The organism is Malonomonas rubra, assembly GCF_003247215.1.
GTDB classification, from domain to species: Bacteria; Desulfobacterota; Desulfuromonadia; order Desulfuromonadales; family Geopsychrobacteraceae; genus Malonomonas; species Malonomonas rubra_A.
On sequence record NZ_QKAP01000104.1, the window covers coordinates 1 to 21,727 of the forward strand.

Sequence of the window (21,727 nt, forward strand, 5' to 3'; positions counted from 1 at the left end):
AGCTCACTTCCTATCGCTTCCTTCAGACCCTGCCGTTGCCAGCAACGCCCTTGCGATTCGGATTGTCTTCCCCCTGATCGGGGCGACGCTTGCTTCTTTCAGCAAGCCGGGTTTGCCAGCTCCGCTGGGCAAACAACAAAACGGGTGGCCAGAAACGGCCACCCGCTATGCGGATATGGCAAGAGCTGATTACTGGATATCTCCATCCGGAACAACAAAAACCTCTACACGTCTATTCTGGGCCCTACCACTTTCAGTATCATTCGTGGCAATCGGTTCCAATTCTCCGCGCCCTTCCGTACCTAACCGCTGACGATCTATCCCACGGAGCATCAGGTATTCGGCAACCGCATTCGCTCGCCGCAACGACAAATCAAGATTATATTGTTCAGAACCTACACTGTCAGTGTGACCGACAACGACGATCTGCGTTCGCGGATAACGGTTCATGATATCGGCGATCTTATTGAGCGGAGAATGAAAGGTCGACTTGATGGTTGCAGAATTAGAATCAAATGAAACCTCACTATTCATTGTCAGCTTCAGAATCTCATTCTGTTGACGTTCAATTTCTATCTGATGCTGCGCCTGCTCATTAGCCAACTGCTGCTCGAATTCAGTTTGCTGCTTATCCATATAGGCTCCAGCTCCAGCACCGATCGCACCACCGGCGGCAGCCCCGACCAAGGCTCCGCTCAGCATGCCGCCCGTGCGATCATTCTTATAACCAATGATCGCCCCTGAAACTGCGCCAACCAAAGCCCCTATCCCAGCTCCTTTCTTGGTATTCTCGTGGGTGGTATTGGTGGCACATCCGGCAAGAAGAGCAACAACCACTACAAATACACTTAGCTTTTTCAGCATTTCAAACTCCTTCAGAAAAAAGGTCTCGTTACGATTACCATTCTGATTATAACGAGTAAAAATCAAAAGCAGAAGTTCTAAACAAAAAGAATGGGAGACCCGTTCAGGTCTCCCATTGAATAACAGCTATATCTGTTCTGCTTAGGCGATGCCAGCAGCTTCTTCCAGCATTGCGGTAGTAAGAGATTTTGGACGCTCAATACCGTAGCCAAGAGCGCGGTCCCAAGTGATGTTGGCGAGGCAGCCAAGTGCGCGACCGATACCGAACAGAACGGTATAGAACTCGTACTCAGTAACACCGTAATACCACTGGATGACGCCGGACTGAGCATCAACGTTCGGCCAGGGGTTCTTAGCCTTACCATGCTCGGTGAGAACTCCCGGAGCCACATCGTAGATCATGGCGACCAGCTTGAACAGCGGGTAGTCCTTGAGGCCCGGAGTGTTGAGGCAGAACTCGCGCTGCGAGGTGTAACGCGGGTCGGTCTTACGAAGGACGGCGTGGCCGTAACCCGGGATAACCTGACCGCTGTTGAGGGTCGCCCAGAGAGCTTCCTTGAGGCCTTCTTCGGTCGGCACTTCGCCGCCCAGTTTAGCCATAAAATTCTGGGTCCAGCGAAGAACTTCCTCGTTTGCCAGACCGTGCAGCGGGCCAGCCAGGCCGTTGATACCAGCGCTGTATGAGTAGTAAGCATCAGACAGTGCCGAAGCAACCAAGTGAGTTGTGTGAGCGGAAACGTTACCAGACTCATGGTCGGAGTGGAGGATGAAGTACATCCGGGCAACATCCTTATACTCGTCAGTCTGACCGATCATGTGAGCAAACTGACCGCCCATATCCAGTTCCGGATCGGGAGCGATATGGGTGTCGCCTTTGTACTTCATGCGGTAGATGTAAGCACCGATGGGACCGAGGCGAGCCATCAGGGTGTTAGAATCTTCGTACATATCTTCCCAGCAGGTCATCTTGTTGAATTTACCTGCGGCGTAGTTCTGAGCGAAAACGGACTCACGCTGCATAGCGACGATTGCGGCGGAAAACATTGCCATCGGGTGAGAATCACGCGGCATTGCACGCAGCACGTCGATGACATACTCAGGAACAGCGGAACGCTGCTTCCAGTCCTCAACAACCTCCAGAGTCTGCTCCATGGTCGGAACATCACCGGTCAGCAGCAGGTACCAGAAACCTTCAACGTAGGGGTAATCACTACCAGGAACCTTCGGCAGAGCAGCGAAAGTCTCAGGAATCGTCATACCGCGGAAACGGATACCTTCCATCGGATCAAGGTAGGAAATATCGGTAACCAGGCACTTGATACCGCGGGCACCACCGATGGCCTGACCGATGGTAACATCGCCCAATTTAACATCGCTGCACTCTTTTACCAGCTTGGTGGTGCGAGGACGATGCTCCTGGATTTTCTTAAACAGGGTTTCTTTCAATGTCGACATACTCTCTCTCCTTTGTGGTGTTGAAAAACAGTTTGCGGATGCCCTGTGGGCAAAAAAGAGGAAAAGGTCCGCATCGCGGAAAAAACATAGCAACTGCCTGAAAACGCCCGCCCGAACGGTTTCGTTAGCGCAGTTTTTTTTGGAATCTTAGAAAACATTCAGCTAGCCGACATGCTCGGCTCAAAAAAAACCTTCCGTCACTTAAAATTCCAAATGTTGTTCTAACAACTCATTCCTACCTTGTCAAGCGTATTTTGTATACAGTATCCCCATCCATAGAAGATCTAATCAGACCCTACCGGTAAGCTATTTTTTCTCTTGATTTATATATCAGCATCGCTAAAATGCCCAAATATTATGCAAATCATTTCCCCTCGTATCGGCTCACTACAGCTTGAAAATCAGCTTATCCTCGCACCGATGGCCGGCATCACAACCCTGCCGTATCGACGGATCATGAAGATTTTCGGTGCCGCTTTGGTTTACTCCGAAATGGTCAGTGCCAACGGCCTGATCCGTGACGGAAAAAAAACACGCGAATTGTTGGTCAGCTGCCAGGAAGAGGCTCCTCTCGGCATACAATTGTTTGGTGACGATCCCGAAGTCCTTGCTGAGGCAACCTCGCTGATCGCCGACCAGTGTGCCTTGCTCGATATCAACATGGGCTGCCCGGTAAAAAAAGTCATTCGCAGCGGAGCAGGCAGTGCACTACTGAAGGATCCTGATCGTGTTGCCCGGATCACCCGCGCGGTCAGAGCAGCATATTCGGGTCCACTGACGGTAAAAATCCGTTCCGGGTGGGATGTTAACCGTATCAATTATGTAAAAATTGGTAAAATTGCTGAACAGGAAGGTGCTGACGCGGTCACCCTGCATCCCAGGACACGCAGTCAGGCCTTCGGAGGAAAAGCCGAGTGGCGGCAGATCGCTGAGCTGAAACAGGCATTGCAGATTCCGGTCATCGGCAGCGGCGATATCTTTTCTGCCACAGATGGCATTCGGATGCTCGAACAGACCGGCTGTGACGCAATCATGATCGGTCGTGGTGGCTACGGAAACCCATGGCTGCTCCGCGATATTTTATTATTGCTGACTGGGAAACCACTGCCCAGCGTAACTCCTTCGGAGAAAAAACGGGTCGCCCTGCAGCACCTGCACTGGCATCGTGAGCAATTTGGCGAACGAAAGACCCTTTTCGAGATGCGCAAACATCTCTGCTGGTACGCACGTGGCTTGTCAGGTGCCAGCCATTTCCGCGCAGAACTGCAGAAAGCGAACGATCTGTCACAGCTGATCGCGCAGGTTGAATTTTTCTTTAACAAGGTAGACAACGATGCCAACTAAAAACCGGCCATCCTCACGCGAATATGCCATGATATTGGAAAATATAGAGGATGCCGTCATCGCTCTCGACCAACAGGGAATCATCAGCCTGTTCAACCCTGCCGCACAGAATTATATCGGCATGTCTGAAAAACAATGTATTGGGCGCCTCTTCTTCGAACGATTCGGCCACCAGAAAATACTTTGTAAACTGGCACGTACCACACTAGACAAGGGTCGCTCCATATCCGACCACGAAGCTGTCGTGCTACGTATGCCGGGAACCAAACCGCGTCCGGTCAGCACCACTGTTTCGCCGATCTTCGCCAGCAATGGTGTCCAGCAGGGAGCAGTCATGATTCTACGTGACCTGACCCAGGTCCGCACCTTGGAAGAGACCCTGAAGCGGGCCGATCGGCTGTCGATGGTTGGGACCATGGCTGCTGGTTTGGCCCACGAAATCAAAAATCCTCTCGGTGGCATCAAGGGGGCGGCACAACTGCTTCAGATGGAACTGGGCAAAGATAACGATCTACAAGAATATACCCAACTGATGATCCGTGAAACCGAACGGGTCAACCGCATCATCGAAGAACTTCTCGACCTGTCCCGACCGCGCAAACCTCAACCCGGAAAGGTCAATATCAGCCAAGTCCTCGATGAAATTGTCATGCTGCAAAAGCAGGCGGTTGCAGAGCGTGCTATTAGATTTAAACTGCATCTCGACCCGAGTATTCCCGATATCAGCGGTGACCGCGACCTGCTGGTCCGCTTATTCCTGAATCTGATTAAAAATGCCGGTGAAGCCTCTCCCAATGGCGGCAGGGTGAACATTGAAAGTCGTATCGACTCCGAGTACCATATGAGCTTTCCTGGAGCCAAACCAACCCCGATGGTGCTGATTACCATCAGCGACGACGGTCCCGGCATCCCACAGCAAAAGCTGGAACAGATCTTCACCCCCTTCTATACCACCAAGGACGGTGGCAGCGGCCTCGGCCTACCAATCTGCCAGAAAATCGTCACCGATCACGGCGGTTTCATGCAGTTTGTCAATCGCACGGAAGGCGGAACCGCCGTCAAGGTTTCCCTGCCCCTGATAAGCAACCGCGAAAACGAATCGAACATAAATTCATAAGGAAAAAGCCGATGTCGATTAATCGTATACTTGTTGCCGATGATGAAGAAAGTATCCGCTGGGTTCTTTCCCGGGCGTTGAAAAAAAAAGGGTTTACGGTGGATCTAGCGGAAGACGGCAAGCAGGCTCTCAGCATGTTCCGCAACAACCGCTATGATCTCGCGGTGCTTGATATCAAGATGCCCGGACTGCAAGGGCTGGAACTTCTCAAACAGGTCCAGGCAGACTACCCAGAGACTCTGGTGGTGATCATGACCGCAGAGTCGACCATGGAAAACGCCGTAGCTGCAATGAAAAACGGCGCCTACGACTACCTCACCAAACCATTTGACTTGGATGCCCTGGACGCCATCATTCTGAAAGCACAAAAAGCCGCCGAAGTCAGTGAACAAATCGGCCATCTAAAAGACGAACTTCAAGAGCAGTACAGTTTCGGGCGGACCATCATCGGCAACAGTCAGCCGATGCAGGAAGTCTACAAAACCCTCGGCCGGGTCGCCGGTTCGGATGTCACGGTACTGGTCACCGGTGAAAGCGGCACCGGCAAAGAACTGATCGCGCGGGCGATCCACTTCAACAGCCCGCGGCTAGGCAAGCCGTTTGTCGCCATCAACTGTGCGGCGATCCCGCGTGAACTCCTGGAAAATGAGCTGTTCGGCCACGAGCGGGGAGCTTTTACCGGCGCTACCGATCGCAAGGCAGGTAAATTCGAGCAGGCCAACGGCGGCACCTTGTTCCTTGATGAAATTGGCGACATGCCGCTGGAGCTTCAGGCAAAACTGCTGCGCGTTTTGCAGGAAAAAGAGATCACCCGGACAGGCGGCAGCCAAACAATGCAGATCGATGTCCGCATCGTCGCGGCAACCAACCAGAATATTGCCGAACTGGTCGAAAAGAAGCAGTTCCGCGAAGACCTTTACTACCGTCTCAACGTCGTACCGATCAGTCTTCCCGCGCTGAACCAGCGCAAAGACGACCTCCCGGCGCTGGTCGAATTCTTCCTTAAAAGAGCCCAAGATGAGCTCGGCGTAGGTCCCATCGAATGCAGCAAAGAGGCTCTTAACCTGCTCAAACGCCACAACTGGCCGGGCAACGTTCGCGAGCTGGAAAATGTCATCAAACGGGCCACTCTGCTCTCCCCCAACAGCATCCTGATGCCATCCGATTTTCCGGGTCTGCTCAGCACTCCGGGGAACAAGAACCAGGATGAATCGCTTGAGACCTTGGTTTTACGCAAGCTGGAGAGCTCTCTCGACCCGATGAACCTGCAAGAGTTGGACAATCTCTACGAAATGGTTCTTCATCAGGTGGAACGGCCACTGATCAACATTGTCCTGCAGCAGACCCGCGGCAATCAGGTACGCACCGCCGAAATACTCGGCATCAACCGCAACACTTTGCGCAAGAAGATTAAGACCCTAGAAATTGACGTTAAACGGGGCAGCTAGGCACGTATGCCAGTTTGCTAATGCTTGGGAATTTTTAAATGACTGACTCTCTCGTCATGATGGAACTGGCAATATTCATTTCAGCACCCCAGTTTAAACGAGAATCCGTGTCAGGACTTATAAGTCCCGTAATGTTTCCTTTGTGACATAAATCTCCCCATCATAGATCCCTTGGACATGTACATTTTGGGAAACAATGCTCCGCAGGTAGACAATGGTCCCTTTTTCTATTGCCTGCCCCGGCACCAGCAGTGGAATGCCCGGAGGATAAGGGGTAACAAGACCGGCCGAGGTCCTGCCGACAGCATTTTCGTAGCTGACACTTTCCCTGCTTCCGAAAAAAGCTTTAGCAGGAATACAATTCAAAGTAATTTTAGGCAGACCCTCCAGTTTCTTTTTCCTATTCCTGGCAACTGGAATAGAGACCTTTTTCTGATCCAACTTCTTCAAGGCGTTATAAAGACGGATGACTTTCGATCTAGTGCCTCCGAGAGTCAGAAGAACCAGCATGGTTGAATGAGTGTATTTTTCAATTTCAAGCCCGATCTCATCCAGCAGATAACGGTGAATCTCATTGGTGGAGTAATCAAGCTTGGAAACATCGATCAGAATCTTCAATGGATCATGCCCAACATTATCCTCTCTAAAATGAGGAAAGGCTTCCTGAAAATCCTCGATTCCGAGGATTTTAATGTAACAAAAGTTTTTCATCTGCTCCTTTAATTCGGCGACCTGCTGAAGCAGGTCTTTCAGAAGACGGTAGCCCTCCATTTCCAGCTGCTTATGGCAAACATCCAGTGAAGCGATAATCTGGTATTTAGGTGATGTACTGACATACATACTGTAAATTTCGTGAAAGAAATCAGCGTCAAAATCCGGATCGTTTACGTGGATATAACTGGCCTGCGAGAAAGCTGATACGACCTTGTGTGCGGAATGGGTAATATAGTCAGCACCTGAATCGATCGCAGAATAATAACGGAATTTCGGATGAAACAGAGAATAGGCAAACCAGGCTTCATCAATAAATACCTTAGTCCCCTTTTCGTGGGCCGCGGCGACTACCGCCCGGATGTCCAACAACAGGCCCTCGTAGGTACATCCGGTCAGTACGATCAGTTTCGCATCAGGATTATCCTCTATGGCTTTTCTGATCTCCCCAAGTGTTGGCGGTGCAAAAATGCCGTAGTCGGGATGAAGTACGCTGCTCAGGTATACCGGTTCAGCACCTGACTGCACTATGCCGTAATGCACAGATTTGTGGCAGTTTCTGTCTACAATAACCTTGTCTCCGGCTCTCAGTAAAGTCTGCAAAATCACCTTATTGGAGGTACTGGAACCGTTGGTGACAAAGTAGGTTTTGGTGACCTCAAAAGTGTAGGCTGCTGCTTCCTGAGCCTTCCCTATGGCGTTGGTCCCTTCTGCCAGAGAACCGAGCGACTCCACGGATACAGAAAGGTCTCCCACGAAGGCATTTCGTCCATAAAAGTGGTAGAAATCATTGATATATGGTGAATTTCTGAAGCTCAAACCACCGCAGTGCCCCGGGGTATGCCATGAATCATTGGTTTCAGTAATGTAATTTTTATAGGCTTTCCAGAACGGTGTCTGGGCACGATCATCAAAATCATTTAAAATATAGCCCAGTATGGACTCAGGGTCATGAATGATGTCATCGCGGAAAAAGAATGATTCAATATCAATCGATTCATCGATAATATTCAGCCCCTGATTTTCATTACCAAGAATATAGATCGGAACTGAGACTCGAATCTCCTTGATGGCTGAAATGATGTCCACGTTATTGCAGTGCGTCTTCTGCTTCTCTTCATTTATGTCTTCCCAGAATCCTTCTATGTCCCAGCTTAAAACGACTGCCTGAATGTCCGGATCGTTTTCAATCTGCCTGATTGCTGACGGTACTGTAGCCGCCTCGCTGATTTCAATCGTTATATCCGATCGTTCAAAATTATAAACAGCGCGGGCCATATTCTGGGTGATCTGGTCAAGCAATTCGCGATCATCTTCGATAACCAGAATTTTTAGAAGAGGCAGATTCATAGGGCAACTTTAATCCAGAACTGGATAATAGAAAGTGACAAAAATCCCCGAAATAGGAAAGTAAAAACATATATATTTTTCATGGACTTGTCATGCAGATTCAGCAGACATGAAATAGCTTCTTCCTGTCATCAATAGCCATCATCCCTCCGGCTCTGACTTTCAAACCTGGTGAACTCGCCCCGGAAGGTCAGGTTGACAGTACCTATCGGTCCGTTCCGTTGCTTACCGATAATGATTTCGGCATCCTTATCGTGCCCCTTATCGCAGCTGCCATCCCTTTTCTTGCAGGCATCGCAATAGACTGATTCCCGATAAACAAACATGATAACGTCAGCATCCTGTTCAATCGCCCCCGATTCCCGCAGGTCCGACATCATTGGCCGTCGATCAGTCCGACTTTCCAGCGAACGGTTCAACTGCGACAGGGCAATAACCGGCACATCGAGCTCTTTGGCCAAGGCTTTAAGGGATCTGGAGATTTCAGAAATTTCCTGCTGCCGGTTTTCGGTTGTGCTACCGCGCATCAACTGCAAATAATCGACCACGATCAGACCGAGGCCATACTCGGCCTTGACCCGCCGAGCCTTGGAACGAAGCTCCATAACCGAGATCGCCGGAGTATCATCGATAAAAAAGTCCGCTTCACTCAACTGCCCAGCCCCCATGGTCAGTTTCGGCCAGTCGGAATCCCCCAAGTGACCGGTCCGCAGCCGCCCGGCATCGACTTTGGCCACCGAACAAAGCATCCGTTGCACCAGCGACTCTTTACTCATCTCTAGCGAGAATACCAACGCCGGGACCTTGTTGCTGGCTTGGGTGGTGGCATATTCAACCACATTCAGGGCGAAAGCGGTCTTCCCCATCGAGGGTCGCCCGGCGATGATGATCAGATCACCTGACTGCATTCCGGCCGTCATTTTATCCAGATCCGCGTACCCGGTTGGCACCCCGGTGACAAGCTCCTGCCGCTCATAGAGTTTCTCAATCGTTTTGAAGGTGTCTTTCAGGATATCCTTGACCGAGGCATACGAGGGGCTGCTGCGGTTTTCGGAAATCTCGAAGATCGCCTTTTCTGCCAGATCGAGAATCATATCCATGTCGCCCCCCTCGTAACCACTGGTAGCAATCTCAGTCGAGGCAGTAATCAGCTTGCGGGCGATCGATTTCTCTTTCACCAACTTGCAGTAGTAGACAATATTCGCCGCGGTCGGCACATAATCGACCAGGGTCGCCAAATAATTGCTGCCACCAACATCCTCCAGCTCGCAACGCGTTTTCAGTTCGGTCGCCAAGGTTACCAAATCGGCTGGTTCGCCCCGTTCCGACAAACGGATCAGTGCCTGGAAAATCTTCTGATGGCTACCGCGATAGAAATCATCAGCCGCCAAATGCTCTACCGCCTTGTTCAGCGCATCGTTCTCCAACATAATACCGCCGAGTACCGACATCTCAGCTTCCAGATTCTGCGGTTGCAGACGCTGGCCGTGACTTTTTTCCATACCTTCACTCCTCAAACAAAAAGCTGCCCAGCAGAGTAACAGAAGAAATAAAAAAGGCTCAACCGTTTTCGGTTGAGCCTTTAAGTTGCCAAATTATTTTTGACCCGCTCGGGTTTAGCAGTTCGATCCTCAGTTGAATAAGGATCGGCTGGTCTGCGCCGCCTGTTGCTTCTCTCTGATCAACTTCAGGGTTTCTTGATCCTGCGATTCATGACATCTCTTATATTTGGCACCGCTACCACACCAGCAAAGCTCGTTACGTTGTGGCAAAGGATGCGGTGGAGCGAGCAGTTTTTCCTTTGTTTTTTTTCAAAAAAACCCAGTAGAAACATAATTTGCCTCCGTGAATACAAATTCAATATATTTAGATTTTGCGCTATCGATGTAAAGCCATTTTTACACAGACCATAAAAAAAGACGGAAGCCCCACCGGAGCATTCCGTCTTTTTTTCTTCTGACTTCATTGCTGACCTCAGGCCAGAACCAGATTCTTGCTCTGCAGGTCGACCTTGCGATAAAAGCAGGTCTCGCGGGTCTTGCCGGTCTCAGGATTTCTGGTGTGACAAGCACCGCCCCCCTGCGGTTCAACTTTGTAGATCAAGGCATCCTGATCGCAGTCGGTGAGAATCTCAACGATTTTCAAAAAATCACCAGAGGTTTCCCCTTTGGTCCAGAGTTCGTTGCGCGACGTTGACCAGAAAGTGGCCATCCCTTTCTCCAGGGTCGTCTCATAGGCCTGCTGGTTGACATATGCGAGCATCAGCACCCGGCCATTTTTGACATCCTGAACTATCGCCGGCACGAAACCACCCCGCTTTTCGAAATCAATACAAACTTCGCTACCTTCTTCGAGCATTTTCTTATCCATCATTCTTCTCCTAGAATTTATTCGCTTTGACCATATCCTGGGTAAATACTTTCGGCGCCGGCACCGGGACAATGCCATCAACCCCGAGTCGCAACAGCTGTGGCGCCAGGATATTCAACTGTGATTCACGGATAACCACCGATACGCTACGCCAAGCTTCGTCAACCACCGGGCTGACCGTCGGCGACACCACCGAAGGCAGCATTTCTTCAACCTGTGGCAACACCTTGGTCGGGACGTCCATAAAGACCATGTAGACCGGCTCCCGTTCAGCCTGCAGCACTGCATCGATACAGATGCGAATGTCCTCCATCTTCTCCAGAAGCTCGGAGTTCTTGATCGCATCCTTATTGGCAATCAACTGCGGATTGGAAGTGAACAGCTCAGCGACAATGTTGTTGCCGTTCGCTTTCAGGGTCGCGCCGGTTTCGGTGATATCGGTGAAAGCGTCGCACTCACCCATATTAACCTTCGCCTCAGTCTTGCCTTCGCTGCGCAGGATGGTGATATCCTCGATCCCATACAAGTCTTTCATCCGCCGCTTGGTCAGGTTCGGCAACTCGGTGGCGATAATCTTGCCGACGCAATCTTCCGGCTTCTCGATGCCGAGCTCCGGCCGCGAAGCGAGCACCAATCGAGATGGCTGGGCGGTGTACTTGGAGAAAATGAAATCGCCGAGGACTTCAACAGCTTCCTCCATTCCCGCCTCGAAGATATAATCCTTACCTGTGATACCGCAATCAACGATACCATCAGCAACTTTCTGTGGCATCTCCTTGCGGTCGAGAACGCGAAACACCACATCCGGATCGTAAGAGGTGGTCAACTCGTACTGGCGCCCTTTTTTCAGCGGCCGCCCAGATTTTTCCAGCAGACGCATCACTTGGTCGTTCAAACTCCCGGATGGGATTCCGAAATAGAGAATTCCTTCTTTTTTTCCATAGGCCATAATCTTTTCCCTCAACTGATGAATGGCTGGCACAAAACATGACGAAAAAAACAACCTGAGCATTCTGCCAAGATCGTGGGCAAACATCAACAGTCGTTTTTTTCTCCCTCAAAGACCGGTCTAAAACTTACCCACTATTCGTAAACCCGGTCGTCCATCATCATTGCTTCAAAAATCTGCATTGGCGAAGCAGTAGTTCCCGCAGCGAGTTTTTTCAGGGTCGTTTTCTCGTCGACCTTAAAACCCTGCTCTTGTAAAACCGCCAACACTCCCGCCAAGTTAAGGTCCATTTTGCTGGTCAACTGTTGCAGGGTCATCAGCTCAGCATGTGGAAAAGGCGGCTGGACCTCCTGCCCTGCATACCAAGTTTTTTTGATCTCGGTCCCCAAATCCATGAGGCTGGTAAACGGGGGAACCCTGGCAATGCTGCCATGGGTACAAATAATCGTAATTAACAGAACCAGCACCAGTTCGCTACGCATGCTGTAGGTCTTTTTGACCTTATCGCGCAGGTAAGAGAGCAACGCCTTCCAGTTGAAGATCAAATGAAAAACGGTGCCAATGGCAAAAATAAAGCTGAGTACCGTATGCATGGTGTTCCATTGGGCCTTATCGAGTCCCCAGAAACGCCAATCGGCCCAGTAAGCGATCCGCCCTTCCGGCATGATGTAGGCGATGACACCAGAAACGATCATGACCAGGCCACTGAAAGTCACCAGCAACGAGATAAACCCACGGAAACTGAAACTCTTCTCCCAGAACATAGCTGCTCCTTTGTCCCTCATGAAAAAAAGGCGAAAGATCTTTCGACCTTTCGCCCGTTTTTCAATTTTCAATAAACTGGAAGCTTAGGCTTCTTCAGCGCTGACCAGCACCTTCAGCTCGGCGACGACACCGGCATCCAGTTTGATAGAGACAATATGCTCACCAAGCGCCTTGATCGGCTCGGCCATTTGAATCTTCTTACGATCGACTTCGATCCCTGCTTCCTGAAGCTTGGATTCCAGATCCATCGAAGTAACCGAACCGAACAGCTTGCCTTCTTCGCTGGCACGCTGGGTGAACTCGCACTTGACAGCTTCGATGCGGGTCTTGATCGCTTCAGCGTCTTTGGTCACTTTTTCCAGCTTGCGGGCCAGTTGACGCTTCTGATGCTCAAGTTCCTTAACGTTGCGCTCGTTGGCAATGATTGCCAGTCCCTGGGGGACCAGATAGTTGCGAGCATAACCAGGCTTTACCGAAACCTGATCACCGATAACGCCGAGACCATCGACGTTCTCTTGCAGAATAATATTGACACTCATGAGTTTCCTCCGTATCAGAAAAAGTTTTTATCAATCTTTGTTCCGAGGCTTGCGAAAATCGATCCACAGATCGAAAACGCCAACCCCGGTTATTATCAGCGGCATCGGGTTGAGAATAAACACCAGCGCATAAATCAACCCTTTTACAGCTGGTGGATACGCCTTGCGTTGCAGATAACTGCTGACCACCGCCAAGCCCTGCAAAAAATAGAGCGGCAGCAGAATGGCCAACAAGTTCCGACCGAGCAGTGCAAGCGCCTCGAGCGGAGCAAAAAACATTGCGAATCCAGCAACAATCAGGCCCCAGATCAAGCCAGCCGGCAACCTCCAATTGGCAAAACGAGAACCTGATATCTGGTAATGGTTCTTCTTCAGCCACTGCAATATCGCCAGACAGAGAAACTGGATTGCCAGCACCCCGGCGACGAACAGGCCGTAAAAGGTCTGCTTGATGAAGGTTGCCAAACTATCAACAACCTCCTGCAACTGCTGTAGTTGCGATTCACTGAAACCGGCTTCGCGATAAATCCGCATCGCCTGGTCGACTTCAGCCTGAATCACTTGGCCAACCAGCTGATCAATACGACCTTCGCTGGTAAGCAACGCCACCAAAGCCATTGCGATAGTGACGAGAACCGCCCCGGCAACCGAAAAAAACACAGCCCGGTCCCAAGACTGACGCTGCTGCAAAAACCAAGGCAACAGTAATGAACCAACCCCGAACAACCCCAGATAGGCGGTTAGGGTATAAATTGGAGCCAGCTGTAGTAACAGCAGGCTGACAACGGCAACAACAACGATTCCGGTTCGCAAACCGAACCGCATACTCAAATAGGCCGCTGCCACCGGGGTCAGCAGGTTCAACACTGCGCCCATCGGCCCCAGCAAACTGCCTCCCTGTAGGGAAAGCAGCGTTACACCAATACCGACTGCGGTTAGAAGTACTGCCTGCCCTCTCATCGCTGGTCGGTTCAACACTCCCTAGTCGACTGCGTGAGACTGGGTGTACGGCAGCAGAGCAATCTGACGGGCGTTTTTGATCGCCTCAGCCAACTGACGCTGATGCAGTGCACAGGTTCCAGAAATCCGGCGGGGAACAATCTTACCACGCTCAGTCAGATAGTAGCGCAGGTTATTGATATCCTTGTAATCAATCTTCGCATTCTTGTCTGCACAGTAGCGACAGATTTTACGACGGCCGAAACGACGGCGCGGTGCAGAAGATGAACTTGATCTTTCGAAAGCCATGTATATTCTCCTCGGTTGCTAAATGATTACTCTTCTTCTTCAGCAAAAACTTCTTCCTGAACCTCAGCCTCGGCTACTTCACGCGCAGCTTCAACCGCCGGGAAGTCGCCGTCAAGCTTGACGGTCAGGAAGCGCAATACCTTCTCGTCCAAACGCATGCGACGCTCGAATTCTGCAATCACCTGCGGCTCGGCACGGAACAGAGTCTGCACATAGCAACCGCGCTCAACCTTTTTGATCGGGTACGCCAGCTTGCGGACGCCCCAGTTGTCCAGATTGTGGATCTCGGCCCCCTGGTCGGTGAGAACCTTCTGGAATTTTTCCACCATCGCGGCCAGTTCATCGGCGACCACTTCCGGGTGGATGATGTAGAGTGATTCGTAGTTCCTCATCAATGTTTCTCCTCTCGGATTAAGCAGCCCCGGGACCCTCCCGGAGCAAGGAAACAGCCCACAACCCCCACGGCTGCGGACGAAACAATAGCTTTTAGCACAATCGCCCTATCGGTTCAAGCCCTTTGAGTAGGAAAAGTACTCTTGCCGGGGGTATTAGATCAAAACAGAAAAATGCTTTTGCGTTCCTCCCCGGCCAGCAAAAATCATTGCTTTTGAATAATTTTCTGGCAACTCAACCAAGACCTCCGGCATCGGCCCTTCCTCTTGAGGGTCGAGGGCTGAGGTAGGCTCATCCAGCATCAACAACTCCGGATCCATAGTCAACATTGCAATCTGCCAAACTAAACGTTAAAACGGAAATGCATCACATCGCCGTCAACAACCCGATATTCTTTCCCCTCGAGTCGCAACAGGCCCTTTTCCTTGGCTCCCGCTTCTCCACCCGAATTGATAAAATCCTCGAAGGCAGTCACTTCGGCGCGGATAAATCCCTTCTCGAAGTCTGTATGAATGACACCGGCAGCCTGCGGGGCCAATGCACCGTCAGGCACGGTCCACGCACGCACCTCTTTGACCCCTGCGGTAAAATAGGTAATCAGGCCGAGCAACTTGTAGCCAGCATGGATCATCCGGTCAAGTCCCGATTCCTCAAGCCCCATTTCATTTAAAAACTCAAGTTTTTCTTCGTTGTCCAGTTCGGCAATTTCCGATTCTATCTTTCCGCAGATGGTAACCATCTCAGCGGCTTCACAGGCAGCATGCTCACGGACCTTCTGCACAAAAGGATGAGCGCCTTCGAGGTCATCTTCGCTGACATTCGCAACATAAAGCACGGGCTTGATGGTGATCAGGCACAATTCAGCTATCGTCTGGCGCTCTTCTCTGTTCAAATCAACGGCACGGGCAGGCAACCCCTCATTGAGGGCATCACGCACCCGCTCCAGAACTTCAACCTCTGCTTGCAATTTCTTGTCGCCGCTCTTCGCCTGTTTGGCGCTGCGTTGAATCCGCTTCTCGACAGTCTCCAAATCAGCTAGGTTCAACTCGGTCTGAATCACCTCGATGTCACGGAGCGGATCGACACTGCCATCGACATGAACTACGTTATCGTCCTCGAAACAACGAACGATATGGGCGATGGCATCGACCTGCCGAATATGACCGAGAAACTGGTTACCCAGCCCTTCCCCCTTGCTGGCACCCCGCACCAGTCCGGCGATATCGACAAACTCCATGCTGGTCGGCAGAATGGCCTGCGGCTTAACAATCTCGGCAAGTTTATCCAGGCGCTTGTCCGGCACCGCCACCACACCGACGTTCGGCTCGATGGTACAGAACGGATAGTTGGCCGACTCGGCACCAGCTGAGGTGATCGCATTGAAAATAGTCGACTTGCCAACATTCGGCAAACCGACAACTCCGCATTTAAAACCCATATCGATATTCCTTCAAAAAGACCGATAGCCGGAGCAGTTGCCCCGGCTATCGGATTGTTCCTTATTTCCTCAAACCGCTCTTAAACGAGCAGCGGCGCAATAACCAGAGAGACAACACTCATCAGCTTGATGAGAATGTTCATGGCCGGACCGGAGGTATCCTTGAACGGGTCGCCAACGGTGTCGCCGATAACGGCAGCAGCGTGAGCATCCCCACCCTTGCTTTCACCTTCGAGGGAACCGCTCTCGATGTATTTCTTGGCATTGTCCCAGGCACCGCCACCGTTCGACATCATCAGGGCAAGCAGAACACCGGCCAGAGTCGCACCGGCGAGCATACCACCTAAAGCTTCCTTGCCAAGGATGAAGCCGATCAGCACCGGAGCGACAACAGCAATCACGCCAGGCAGAACCATTTCCTTCAGGGCAGCACGTGCAGAGATATCAACACAACGCTGGGAATCTGGCTTAACGCCTTCCTTGCCTTCCAGCAGGCCCGGGGTTTCACGGAACTGACGACGGATCTCGTCAACCATCTGACCGGCAGCACGGCCAACCGAAGTCATGGTCAGGGCGCCGATAAAGAACGGCAGCGCACCACCGATCAGCAGACCGATAACAACCATCGGGTTGATCAGGTTGATTGCTTCCAGTTGCACGGTAGTGGCATATGCGGAGAACAGCGCCAAAGCGGTCAGGGCGGCTGACCCAATAGCGAAACCCTTACCGATAGCGGCAGTAGTGTTGCCGATAGCGTCGAGTCCGTCAGTGATTTTACGAACATCAGAACCAAGGCCAGCCATCTCCGAGATACCACCGGCGTTGTCAGCGATCGGGCCGTAAGCATCAACGGTCATGGTGACACCGACCGTCGCCAGCATACCGACAGCGGCAATACCGATACCGTAGAGGCCAGCGGACAGGTTAGCGATGAAGATGCCGACGCAGATGATAACGATCGGTGCGGCGCAGGACTCAAGACCAACAGCCAGGCCGTGAATGATGTTGGTCGCCGGACCGGTTTTGGAAGCATCAGCGATACGGGCAACCGGTGCATGAGCAGTGTAGTACTCGGTAATCTGCCCGATCGCGATACCTGCGATACATCCGGCGAGAACCGCCCAGAAAACGCCCGTTGACAGACCGAGCATCTTGATGACGATCAGAGCGAAGACCAAAAAACCGGCGGCAGCAACAAAAGTGGTGTAGTGCAGGGCCTTGGCCGGGTCAATCCCTTTCAGGAAACGCATCGAGAAGATACCGATAACCGAGAAGATCAGACCGACCATTGCCATCACCAGCGGCAGCACCATAGCGTTCGACTGGATTTCAGCGCCACCCAGTTTGGTCAGCAACTCCGGGCCAGCGGCAGCGGCGATCGCCATGGTGGCGATAATCGAACCGACGTAGGATTCGAAAATATCAGCACCCATACCAGCGGTGTCACCAACACAGTCACCAACGTTGTCAGCGATAACGCCCGGGTTACGCGGATCGTCTTCCGGGATGCCAGCTTCGACTTTACCGACCAGGTCGGCGCCGACGTCAGCAGCCTTGGTGTAGATACCACCACCGACACGAGCGAACAGCGCGATGGAAGAAGCACCCATGGCAAAACCGTTGATGTACTTGGCAGTAGTTGTATCACCACCGAAAAAGATGTAGGCGATGCCGACACCAACCAGGCCGAGGGAGGCAACTGCGAGGCCCATAACGGCACCACCGTTGTAGGAGACTTCCAGAGCCTTGGCCTGACCGTGAGCGCGAGCAGCCTCAGAGGTACGCACGTTGGCGCGGGTCGCTGCTTTCATGCCGATGAAACCGCAGGTCATAGAACAGAGTGCACCGCCGACAAAAGCGAAAGCAGTCTGGTAGCCCATGCCGATCAGGACCAGCACAAAAACTGCGGCGATGAAGATTCCAAGTACTTTGTACTCACGACCGAGGAAAGCCATGGCTCCAGCATGAATATCTTCAGCGATTTCATGCATTCTCTCGTTACCAACCGGTTGCGACTTGACAATATTGTAGAGCACAACCGCGATTGCGAATCCGATTACCCCCAGCACGGGAGCCCACATCTGCACACTCATCTGTTCTTTGCCTCTCTTTTAAAGGTGTTAAAGTGAATCCAACAAGTTACAGTTATTAAAATGATTCATTGCCTTAATCGGTCCATCCGTCAGCAACACCTCAGCAGCGTCCGCTGCCAGATTGAGCACCTGCGGCAATAATTTTTTTTCGTTCGAACTGAAGCGCCCCAGCACATGACTAGTGACATCGCCCCGCTCCGGTCGCCCGATACCTACCTTGATACGAATAAAATCTTTAAAACCGAGCAGTGCGATAATATCGCGTATTCCATTGTGACCACCGTGACCACCCTCCGGCCGGATCCGGATTCGGCCTAACGGCAAGTCAAGATCGTCGTAGATGACAATCAAATCCCCCGGAGTGACCCCGAGGGATTTATAAGCCGCATTGACGCTGGCGCCGCAACGGTTCATGAAGGTTTGCGGTAACAGGATGGTGGTTTCTTCACCAGCAACCCGGCCCACGCCGTAGACCCCCTGATACCCCTTCTTTTTCAGTGAAACGCAGTGACGTGCTGCGACCTGTTCGGCAACCAGAAATCCGGCATTATGGCGTGTCCCGGCATATTTATCGCCTGGATTCCCCAACCCGACAAGCAGCTTCACAACGTTCCCGCATTAAGATAAGAGGGTTACTCTTCTGCAGCCTCAGTGGCTTCACCGCCTTCGCCCTCTTCGCCCTCTTCGACCTCTGCTTTGTGGCCAACGACGGTGATAACGGTGAAGTTAACATCGTATACCAGCTCTGCACCTTCAGGAACGGTAACTTCCTCAACATGCACAACGTCACCGATCTGAAGAGCGGCAACATCAATCTCGATCGACTGCGGCACTGCTGTCGGCAAACAGAGAACCTCCAACTCGTGACGAATCACCTGCAGACTACCGCCGGCTTTTTCACCTTCAGATTTACCAACGGTGACAACCGGAACCATAAAGGAGTTCTTGGTCTTCAGATCGATGGCATGAAAATCTGCGCAGACCATTTCACGGCGCAGCGGGTGCAGGTCAAGCTCTTTCAGCACAACGATCTTGCCTTCAACCGCAGGAGCACCTTTTAAGGTAAGCAATGTGTTCCAGCCAGCCTCGGTGTCAACCGCCTGCTCCAGAGCTTTCGGCTCAACGGTAATCGCGGTCGGCTCCATGCCTTTGCCGTAAACTACAGCCGGAACCTTACCTGCCGCACGCAGTTTGCGCGCAACACCCTTGCCGGTGTTCTCACGAATTTCTACATTCAGTTCTGCTTGTGCCATCTATCTATCCTCCATCTATTGGGAAACTGGCTTTATCGTTAACCCGGTTGCGCTCGTTAAACAAACAACGAGCTGACCGATTCGTCGTTATGGATGCGCCGGATCGCTTCCGACAGCAATTTGCTGACCGATGAATTTTTAAGCTTGCTGCACTCTTTAATCTTTTCCTGTGCCGGGATGGTGTTGCCGATCATCACCTGTTTGATCGGGCTGTCTTCAATCCGCTGCAGCGCCGGTCCGGAAAGGACCCCATGTGTAGCACAGGCAAAAACTTCACCGGCTCCATCATTTTGCAACGCAGTTGCAGCAGCACAGAGAGTACCAGCGGTGTCGATCATGTCATCAACAATGACACAGGTCTTGCCTTTAACATCACCGATGATGTGCATAACCTCGGAGACATTCGGCCCGCTCCGACGCTTGTCAATAATCGCCAGACCGGCATCAAGCCGTTTGGCGAAAGCCCGGGCCCGTTCCGTACCACCAGCATCAGGGGAAACAACCACCAGATTATCCCCAGCCGGACAAACCTTGCGAATCTCTTCCAACAGTACCGGAGCCGCATAAAGATGGTCGACCGGGATATCGAAAAAGCCCTGAATCTGGCCAGCATGCAAATCGATAGTCAGTACCCGATCGACACCGGCAACCGATAACAAATCTGCCACCAATTTGGCTGTAATCGGTGCCCGCGGAGCAACTTTGCGATCCTGACGTGCGTAACCAAAGTAAGGAATAACTGCGTTGATCCGTGCCGCTGAAGCCCGCTTGAGGGCATCGACCATCACCAGCAATTCCATCAAGTGATTGTTGGCCGGTGCACAAGTCGACTGGATAACATAAACGTCACGACCACGCACGTTCTCACTGATTTCCACCATCACCTCGCCATCAGAGAAAGTTTTCACCTTGGCGTCACCTAAGCGAACAGACAAGTGTTGGCAGATTTCCTGAGCCAAAGGCTCGTTGGAGTTACCAGTAAAAACTTTAATCATTCCCACGGGAAATCACCTTTTCTGCTAGAAGACGAAAAAACGGATAGGCCATGGCGCAAACCATGACCTAACCTGAACTCGAAGTTTTTATAATTTCGGGCACATCTGGATGTGCCGTTATTGTTTGATGGCTGGGGTACCAGGATTCGAACCTGGGAATGCCGGAATCAAAATCCGGTGCCTTACCGCTTGGCGATACCCCAACACGAATAACTCTACTATTTACTTATATGATAAACCGTTGCTTTTCAGCCCGGCGTTTTTAACCGGAACCGCAACAGGTGTCAACCCTAAATCCGGGTTATTATTTAAATTTAAAGCGGCCGAACCGGGTAAAACAGCCAATCATATTCCTGGGCCAGTTTTTCTGCAGCCTGGCAGGCCGCGGTGTAATCGGCAAAGACACCGAACACCGTCGCTCCACTGCCAGACATCAGGGAGCCGCACGCCCCCTTTTCGAGCAACAGCTGCTTGATCTTCGCAAGCAACGGATAACGCTCCAAAGTGACCCGCTCCAGATCATTGTGCAAAGCAGCACAAAGATCATCCCTTGTCACAACAGAAAACCTCGGAAGGTTAGCCAGTTCGCCCCCTTTTGTCAACCGTAAACTTTGGTAGGCCCAGGCAGTAGAAACGGCTATTTTCGGATTCACCAGCAGGTACGCGACATCAGGCAGAGGAGGCAGGGTTGTCAGCTCTGTCCCGATCCCCGTTGCCCACGCCGGGACGCCGTGAATAAAGAACGGAACATCGGCCCCCAGCTCAGCTCCCAACTCAAGCAATCGCTCATGTCGCACCCCGAGGTCAAGCAGTCGATTAAGCCCAAGCAAAACCGTAGCGGCGTTAGAGGAACCGCCCCCCAAGCCGGCCGCGACAGGAATATGCTTCTCAATCTCGACTTCAACACCAGCAACCACCTGTGCCTCATGAAGGAGCAAGCGGGCGGCCTTGGCCGCAATATTCTCTTCTCCCGCCCCCAGCACAACGCCTTCACAGATCACCCTGACATAGCTCCCCTCCGTGATACGTAGACAGATCCGGTCACACAGATCGACGCGCTGCATCGCCATCGCCAACTCGTGATAACCATCCTCACGGCGCCCCAAAACATGCAAACAAAGATTGATCTTCGCCGGCGAAGCCAAACAACTCTCTGCCACCCTTCATACCTCCACCGCAAGATACTTGCTAGAAAAGCGGCTATCTTTGTCCAGGCCAAACAGCATGTCAAGCCGTTTGACTACATAGAACAGCATCCACGGACAGTGCCAGCCCAATCCACACCAATACAAATAAAACAACAAAACCAGGTTCTAACGCAACTATGACACTAAAAAAGGGACTGGCTATTTTTAGCCGCCAATGGTCAACCATCGCCACGTAAAAAGTTTATTT

22 protein-coding genes and 1 tRNA gene are annotated in these 21,727 nt (G+C 51.7%); 3 read left to right on the forward strand and 20 right to left on the reverse strand.

What is annotated here, in order from left to right; all coding sequences use genetic code 11:
• Positions 1–189 precede the first annotated feature (189 nt).
• A complete protein-coding gene (locus tag Q7J88_RS10860; protein ID WP_303722223.1) occupies positions 190–864 on the reverse strand; it encodes an OmpA family protein in 675 nt (224 codons plus the stop codon).
• Between the two features lie 141 nt (positions 865–1,005).
• Positions 1,006–2,319: a citrate (Si)-synthase gene (locus Q7J88_RS10865; protein WP_303722225.1), complete on the reverse strand. Its 1,314-nt coding sequence runs from the start codon at positions 2,317–2,319 to the stop codon at positions 1,006–1,008.
• A gap of 357 nt (positions 2,320–2,676) precedes the next feature.
• Here Q7J88_RS10865 and dusB point away from each other — a divergent pair, with 357 nt between their 5' ends.
• Genes dusB through Q7J88_RS10880 form a run of 3 tightly spaced genes read left to right on the forward strand, consistent with a single transcriptional unit; the run spans position 2,677 to position 6,228 of the window.
• On the forward strand, positions 2,677–3,663 hold the full coding sequence (dusB, locus tag Q7J88_RS10870) for a tRNA dihydrouridine synthase DusB (protein WP_303722226.1): 987 nt from the start codon (positions 2,677–2,679) through the stop codon (positions 3,661–3,663).
• Positions 3,653–4,780, forward strand: coding sequence for a nitrogen regulation protein NR(II) (locus tag Q7J88_RS10875; RefSeq protein ID WP_303722227.1), 1,128 nt, complete (start codon positions 3,653–3,655; stop codon positions 4,778–4,780). The genes dusB and Q7J88_RS10875 overlap by 11 nt, the downstream gene beginning before the upstream one ends.
• Before the next feature lie 11 nt (positions 4,781–4,791).
• On the forward strand, positions 4,792–6,228 hold the full coding sequence (locus Q7J88_RS10880) for a sigma-54 dependent transcriptional regulator (RefSeq protein ID WP_303722228.1): 1,437 nt from the start codon (positions 4,792–4,794) through the stop codon (positions 6,226–6,228).
• A gap of 117 nt (positions 6,229–6,345) precedes the next feature.
• Here the strand turns inward: Q7J88_RS10880 and Q7J88_RS10885 are convergent, their stop codons facing one another.
• The 18 genes from Q7J88_RS10885 to ispE all read right to left on the reverse strand — a co-directional run bounded on the left by Q7J88_RS10885 (position 6,346) and on the right by ispE (position 21,492).
• Positions 6,346–8,289, reverse strand: coding sequence for an aminotransferase class V-fold PLP-dependent enzyme (locus tag Q7J88_RS10885; protein ID WP_303722229.1), 1,944 nt, complete (start codon positions 8,287–8,289; stop codon positions 6,346–6,348).
• Positions 8,290–8,420: 131 nt separating this feature from the next.
• Complete coding sequence (gene dnaB, locus Q7J88_RS10890) at positions 8,421–9,791, reverse strand: replicative DNA helicase (protein WP_303722230.1); 1,371 nt, start codon at positions 9,789–9,791, stop codon at positions 8,421–8,423.
• A 129-nt stretch (positions 9,792–9,920) separates the two neighbouring features.
• The gene (locus Q7J88_RS15425) at positions 9,921–10,061 is read right to left on the reverse strand and encodes an SEC-C metal-binding domain-containing protein (RefSeq protein ID WP_369682018.1); all 141 of its coding nucleotides are present in this window, start codon (positions 10,059–10,061) and stop codon (positions 9,921–9,923) included.
• Between the two features lie 202 nt (positions 10,062–10,263).
• Positions 10,264–10,662 (reverse strand): phosphoribosyl-AMP cyclohydrolase, encoded by a 399-nt coding sequence (hisI, locus tag Q7J88_RS10895; protein ID WP_303722232.1) that lies wholly within the window; start codon positions 10,660–10,662, stop codon positions 10,264–10,266.
• A gap of 7 nt (positions 10,663–10,669) precedes the next feature.
• Entirely contained in the window at positions 10,670–11,608 is a 939-nt protein-coding gene (gene hisG / locus Q7J88_RS10900; protein ID WP_303722233.1) for an ATP phosphoribosyltransferase, read from the reverse strand.
• Between the two features lie 134 nt (positions 11,609–11,742).
• The gene (locus Q7J88_RS10905) at positions 11,743–12,372 is read right to left on the reverse strand and encodes a DUF4405 domain-containing protein (protein ID WP_303722234.1); all 630 of its coding nucleotides are present in this window, start codon (positions 12,370–12,372) and stop codon (positions 11,743–11,745) included.
• Between the two features lie 84 nt (positions 12,373–12,456).
• Positions 12,457–12,912 (reverse strand): 50S ribosomal protein L9, encoded by a 456-nt coding sequence (gene rplI / locus Q7J88_RS10910; RefSeq protein WP_303722235.1) that lies wholly within the window; start codon positions 12,910–12,912, stop codon positions 12,457–12,459.
• Between the two features lie 30 nt (positions 12,913–12,942).
• Positions 12,943–13,890, reverse strand: coding sequence for a DUF2232 domain-containing protein (locus Q7J88_RS10915; RefSeq protein WP_303722236.1), 948 nt, complete (start codon positions 13,888–13,890; stop codon positions 12,943–12,945).
• Between the two features lie 3 nt (positions 13,891–13,893).
• Positions 13,894–14,160 (reverse strand): 30S ribosomal protein S18, encoded by a 267-nt coding sequence (gene rpsR / locus Q7J88_RS10920; protein ID WP_303722237.1) that lies wholly within the window; start codon positions 14,158–14,160, stop codon positions 13,894–13,896.
• 26 nt (positions 14,161–14,186) lie between these two features.
• On the reverse strand, positions 14,187–14,552 hold the full coding sequence (rpsF, locus tag Q7J88_RS10925) for a 30S ribosomal protein S6 (RefSeq protein WP_303722238.1): 366 nt from the start codon (positions 14,550–14,552) through the stop codon (positions 14,187–14,189).
• Between the two features lie 156 nt (positions 14,553–14,708).
• Positions 14,709–14,858, reverse strand: coding sequence for a hypothetical protein (locus Q7J88_RS10930; protein ID WP_303722239.1), 150 nt, complete (start codon positions 14,856–14,858; stop codon positions 14,709–14,711).
• Between the two features lie 38 nt (positions 14,859–14,896).
• Positions 14,897–15,991, reverse strand: a complete 1,095-nt coding sequence (gene ychF, locus Q7J88_RS10935) for a redox-regulated ATPase YchF (protein WP_303722240.1) — start codon at positions 15,989–15,991, stop codon at positions 14,897–14,899.
• Positions 15,992–16,071: 80 nt separating this feature from the next.
• Entirely contained in the window at positions 16,072–18,084 is a 2,013-nt protein-coding gene (locus Q7J88_RS10940; protein WP_303722241.1) for a sodium-translocating pyrophosphatase, read from the reverse strand.
• 27 nt (positions 18,085–18,111) lie between these two features.
• Complete coding sequence (gene pth, locus Q7J88_RS10945; protein ID WP_303722242.1) at positions 18,112–18,690, reverse strand: aminoacyl-tRNA hydrolase; 579 nt, start codon at positions 18,688–18,690, stop codon at positions 18,112–18,114.
• A 26-nt stretch (positions 18,691–18,716) separates the two neighbouring features.
• Complete coding sequence (locus tag Q7J88_RS10950) at positions 18,717–19,337, reverse strand: 50S ribosomal protein L25 (protein WP_303722244.1); 621 nt, start codon at positions 19,335–19,337, stop codon at positions 18,717–18,719.
• A gap of 56 nt (positions 19,338–19,393) precedes the next feature.
• Complete coding sequence (locus Q7J88_RS10955; protein ID WP_369682019.1) at positions 19,394–20,332, reverse strand: ribose-phosphate pyrophosphokinase; 939 nt, start codon at positions 20,330–20,332, stop codon at positions 19,394–19,396.
• A gap of 128 nt (positions 20,333–20,460) precedes the next feature.
• Positions 20,461–20,535, reverse strand: a tRNA-Gln gene (locus Q7J88_RS10960).
• Between the two features lie 111 nt (positions 20,536–20,646).
• The gene (ispE, locus tag Q7J88_RS10965) at positions 20,647–21,492 is read right to left on the reverse strand and encodes a 4-(cytidine 5'-diphospho)-2-C-methyl-D-erythritol kinase (protein ID WP_303722247.1); all 846 of its coding nucleotides are present in this window, start codon (positions 21,490–21,492) and stop codon (positions 20,647–20,649) included.
• Positions 21,493–21,727: the final 235 nt, after the last annotated feature.

Bases quoted from the DNA above. Each gene is read 5' to 3' on its own strand.
- Q7J88_RS10860 (WP_303722223.1), bottom strand. From the start codon at position 864: ATGCTGAAAAAGCTAAGTGTATTTGTAGTGGTTGTTGCTCTTCTTGCC.
- Q7J88_RS10865 (WP_303722225.1), bottom strand. From the start codon at position 2,319: ATGTCGACATTGAAAGAAACCCTGTTTAAGAAAATCCAGGAGCATCGT.
- dusB (WP_303722226.1), top strand. From the start codon at position 2,677: ATGCAAATCATTTCCCCTCGTATCGGCTCACTACAGCTTGAAAATCAG.
- Q7J88_RS10875 (WP_303722227.1), top strand. From the start codon at position 3,653: ATGCCAACTAAAAACCGGCCATCCTCACGCGAATATGCCATGATATTG.
- Q7J88_RS10880 (WP_303722228.1), top strand. From the start codon at position 4,792: ATGTCGATTAATCGTATACTTGTTGCCGATGATGAAGAAAGTATCCGC.
- Q7J88_RS10885 (WP_303722229.1), bottom strand. From the start codon at position 8,289: ATGAATCTGCCTCTTCTAAAAATTCTGGTTATCGAAGATGATCGCGAA.
- dnaB (WP_303722230.1), bottom strand. From the start codon at position 9,791: ATGGAAAAAAGTCACGGCCAGCGTCTGCAACCGCAGAATCTGGAAGCT.
- hisI (WP_303722232.1), bottom strand. From the start codon at position 10,662: ATGATGGATAAGAAAATGCTCGAAGAAGGTAGCGAAGTTTGTATTGAT.
- hisG (WP_303722233.1), bottom strand. From the start codon at position 11,608: ATGGCCTATGGAAAAAAAGAAGGAATTCTCTATTTCGGAATCCCATCC.
- Q7J88_RS10905 (WP_303722234.1), bottom strand. From the start codon at position 12,372: ATGTTCTGGGAGAAGAGTTTCAGTTTCCGTGGGTTTATCTCGTTGCTG.
- rplI (WP_303722235.1), bottom strand. From the start codon at position 12,912: ATGAGTGTCAATATTATTCTGCAAGAGAACGTCGATGGTCTCGGCGTT.
- rpsR (WP_303722237.1), bottom strand. From the start codon at position 14,160: ATGGCTTTCGAAAGATCAAGTTCATCTTCTGCACCGCGCCGTCGTTTC.
- rpsF (WP_303722238.1), bottom strand. From the start codon at position 14,552: ATGAGGAACTACGAATCACTCTACATCATCCACCCGGAAGTGGTCGCC.
- ychF (WP_303722240.1), bottom strand. From the start codon at position 15,991: ATGGGTTTTAAATGCGGAGTTGTCGGTTTGCCGAATGTTGGCAAGTCG.
- Q7J88_RS10940 (WP_303722241.1), bottom strand. From the start codon at position 18,084: ATGAGTGTGCAGATGTGGGCTCCCGTGCTGGGGGTAATCGGATTCGCA.
- Q7J88_RS10950 (WP_303722244.1), bottom strand. From the start codon at position 19,337: ATGGCACAAGCAGAACTGAATGTAGAAATTCGTGAGAACACCGGCAAG.
- Q7J88_RS10955 (WP_369682019.1), bottom strand. From the start codon at position 20,332: ATGATTAAAGTTTTTACTGGTAACTCCAACGAGCCTTTGGCTCAGGAA.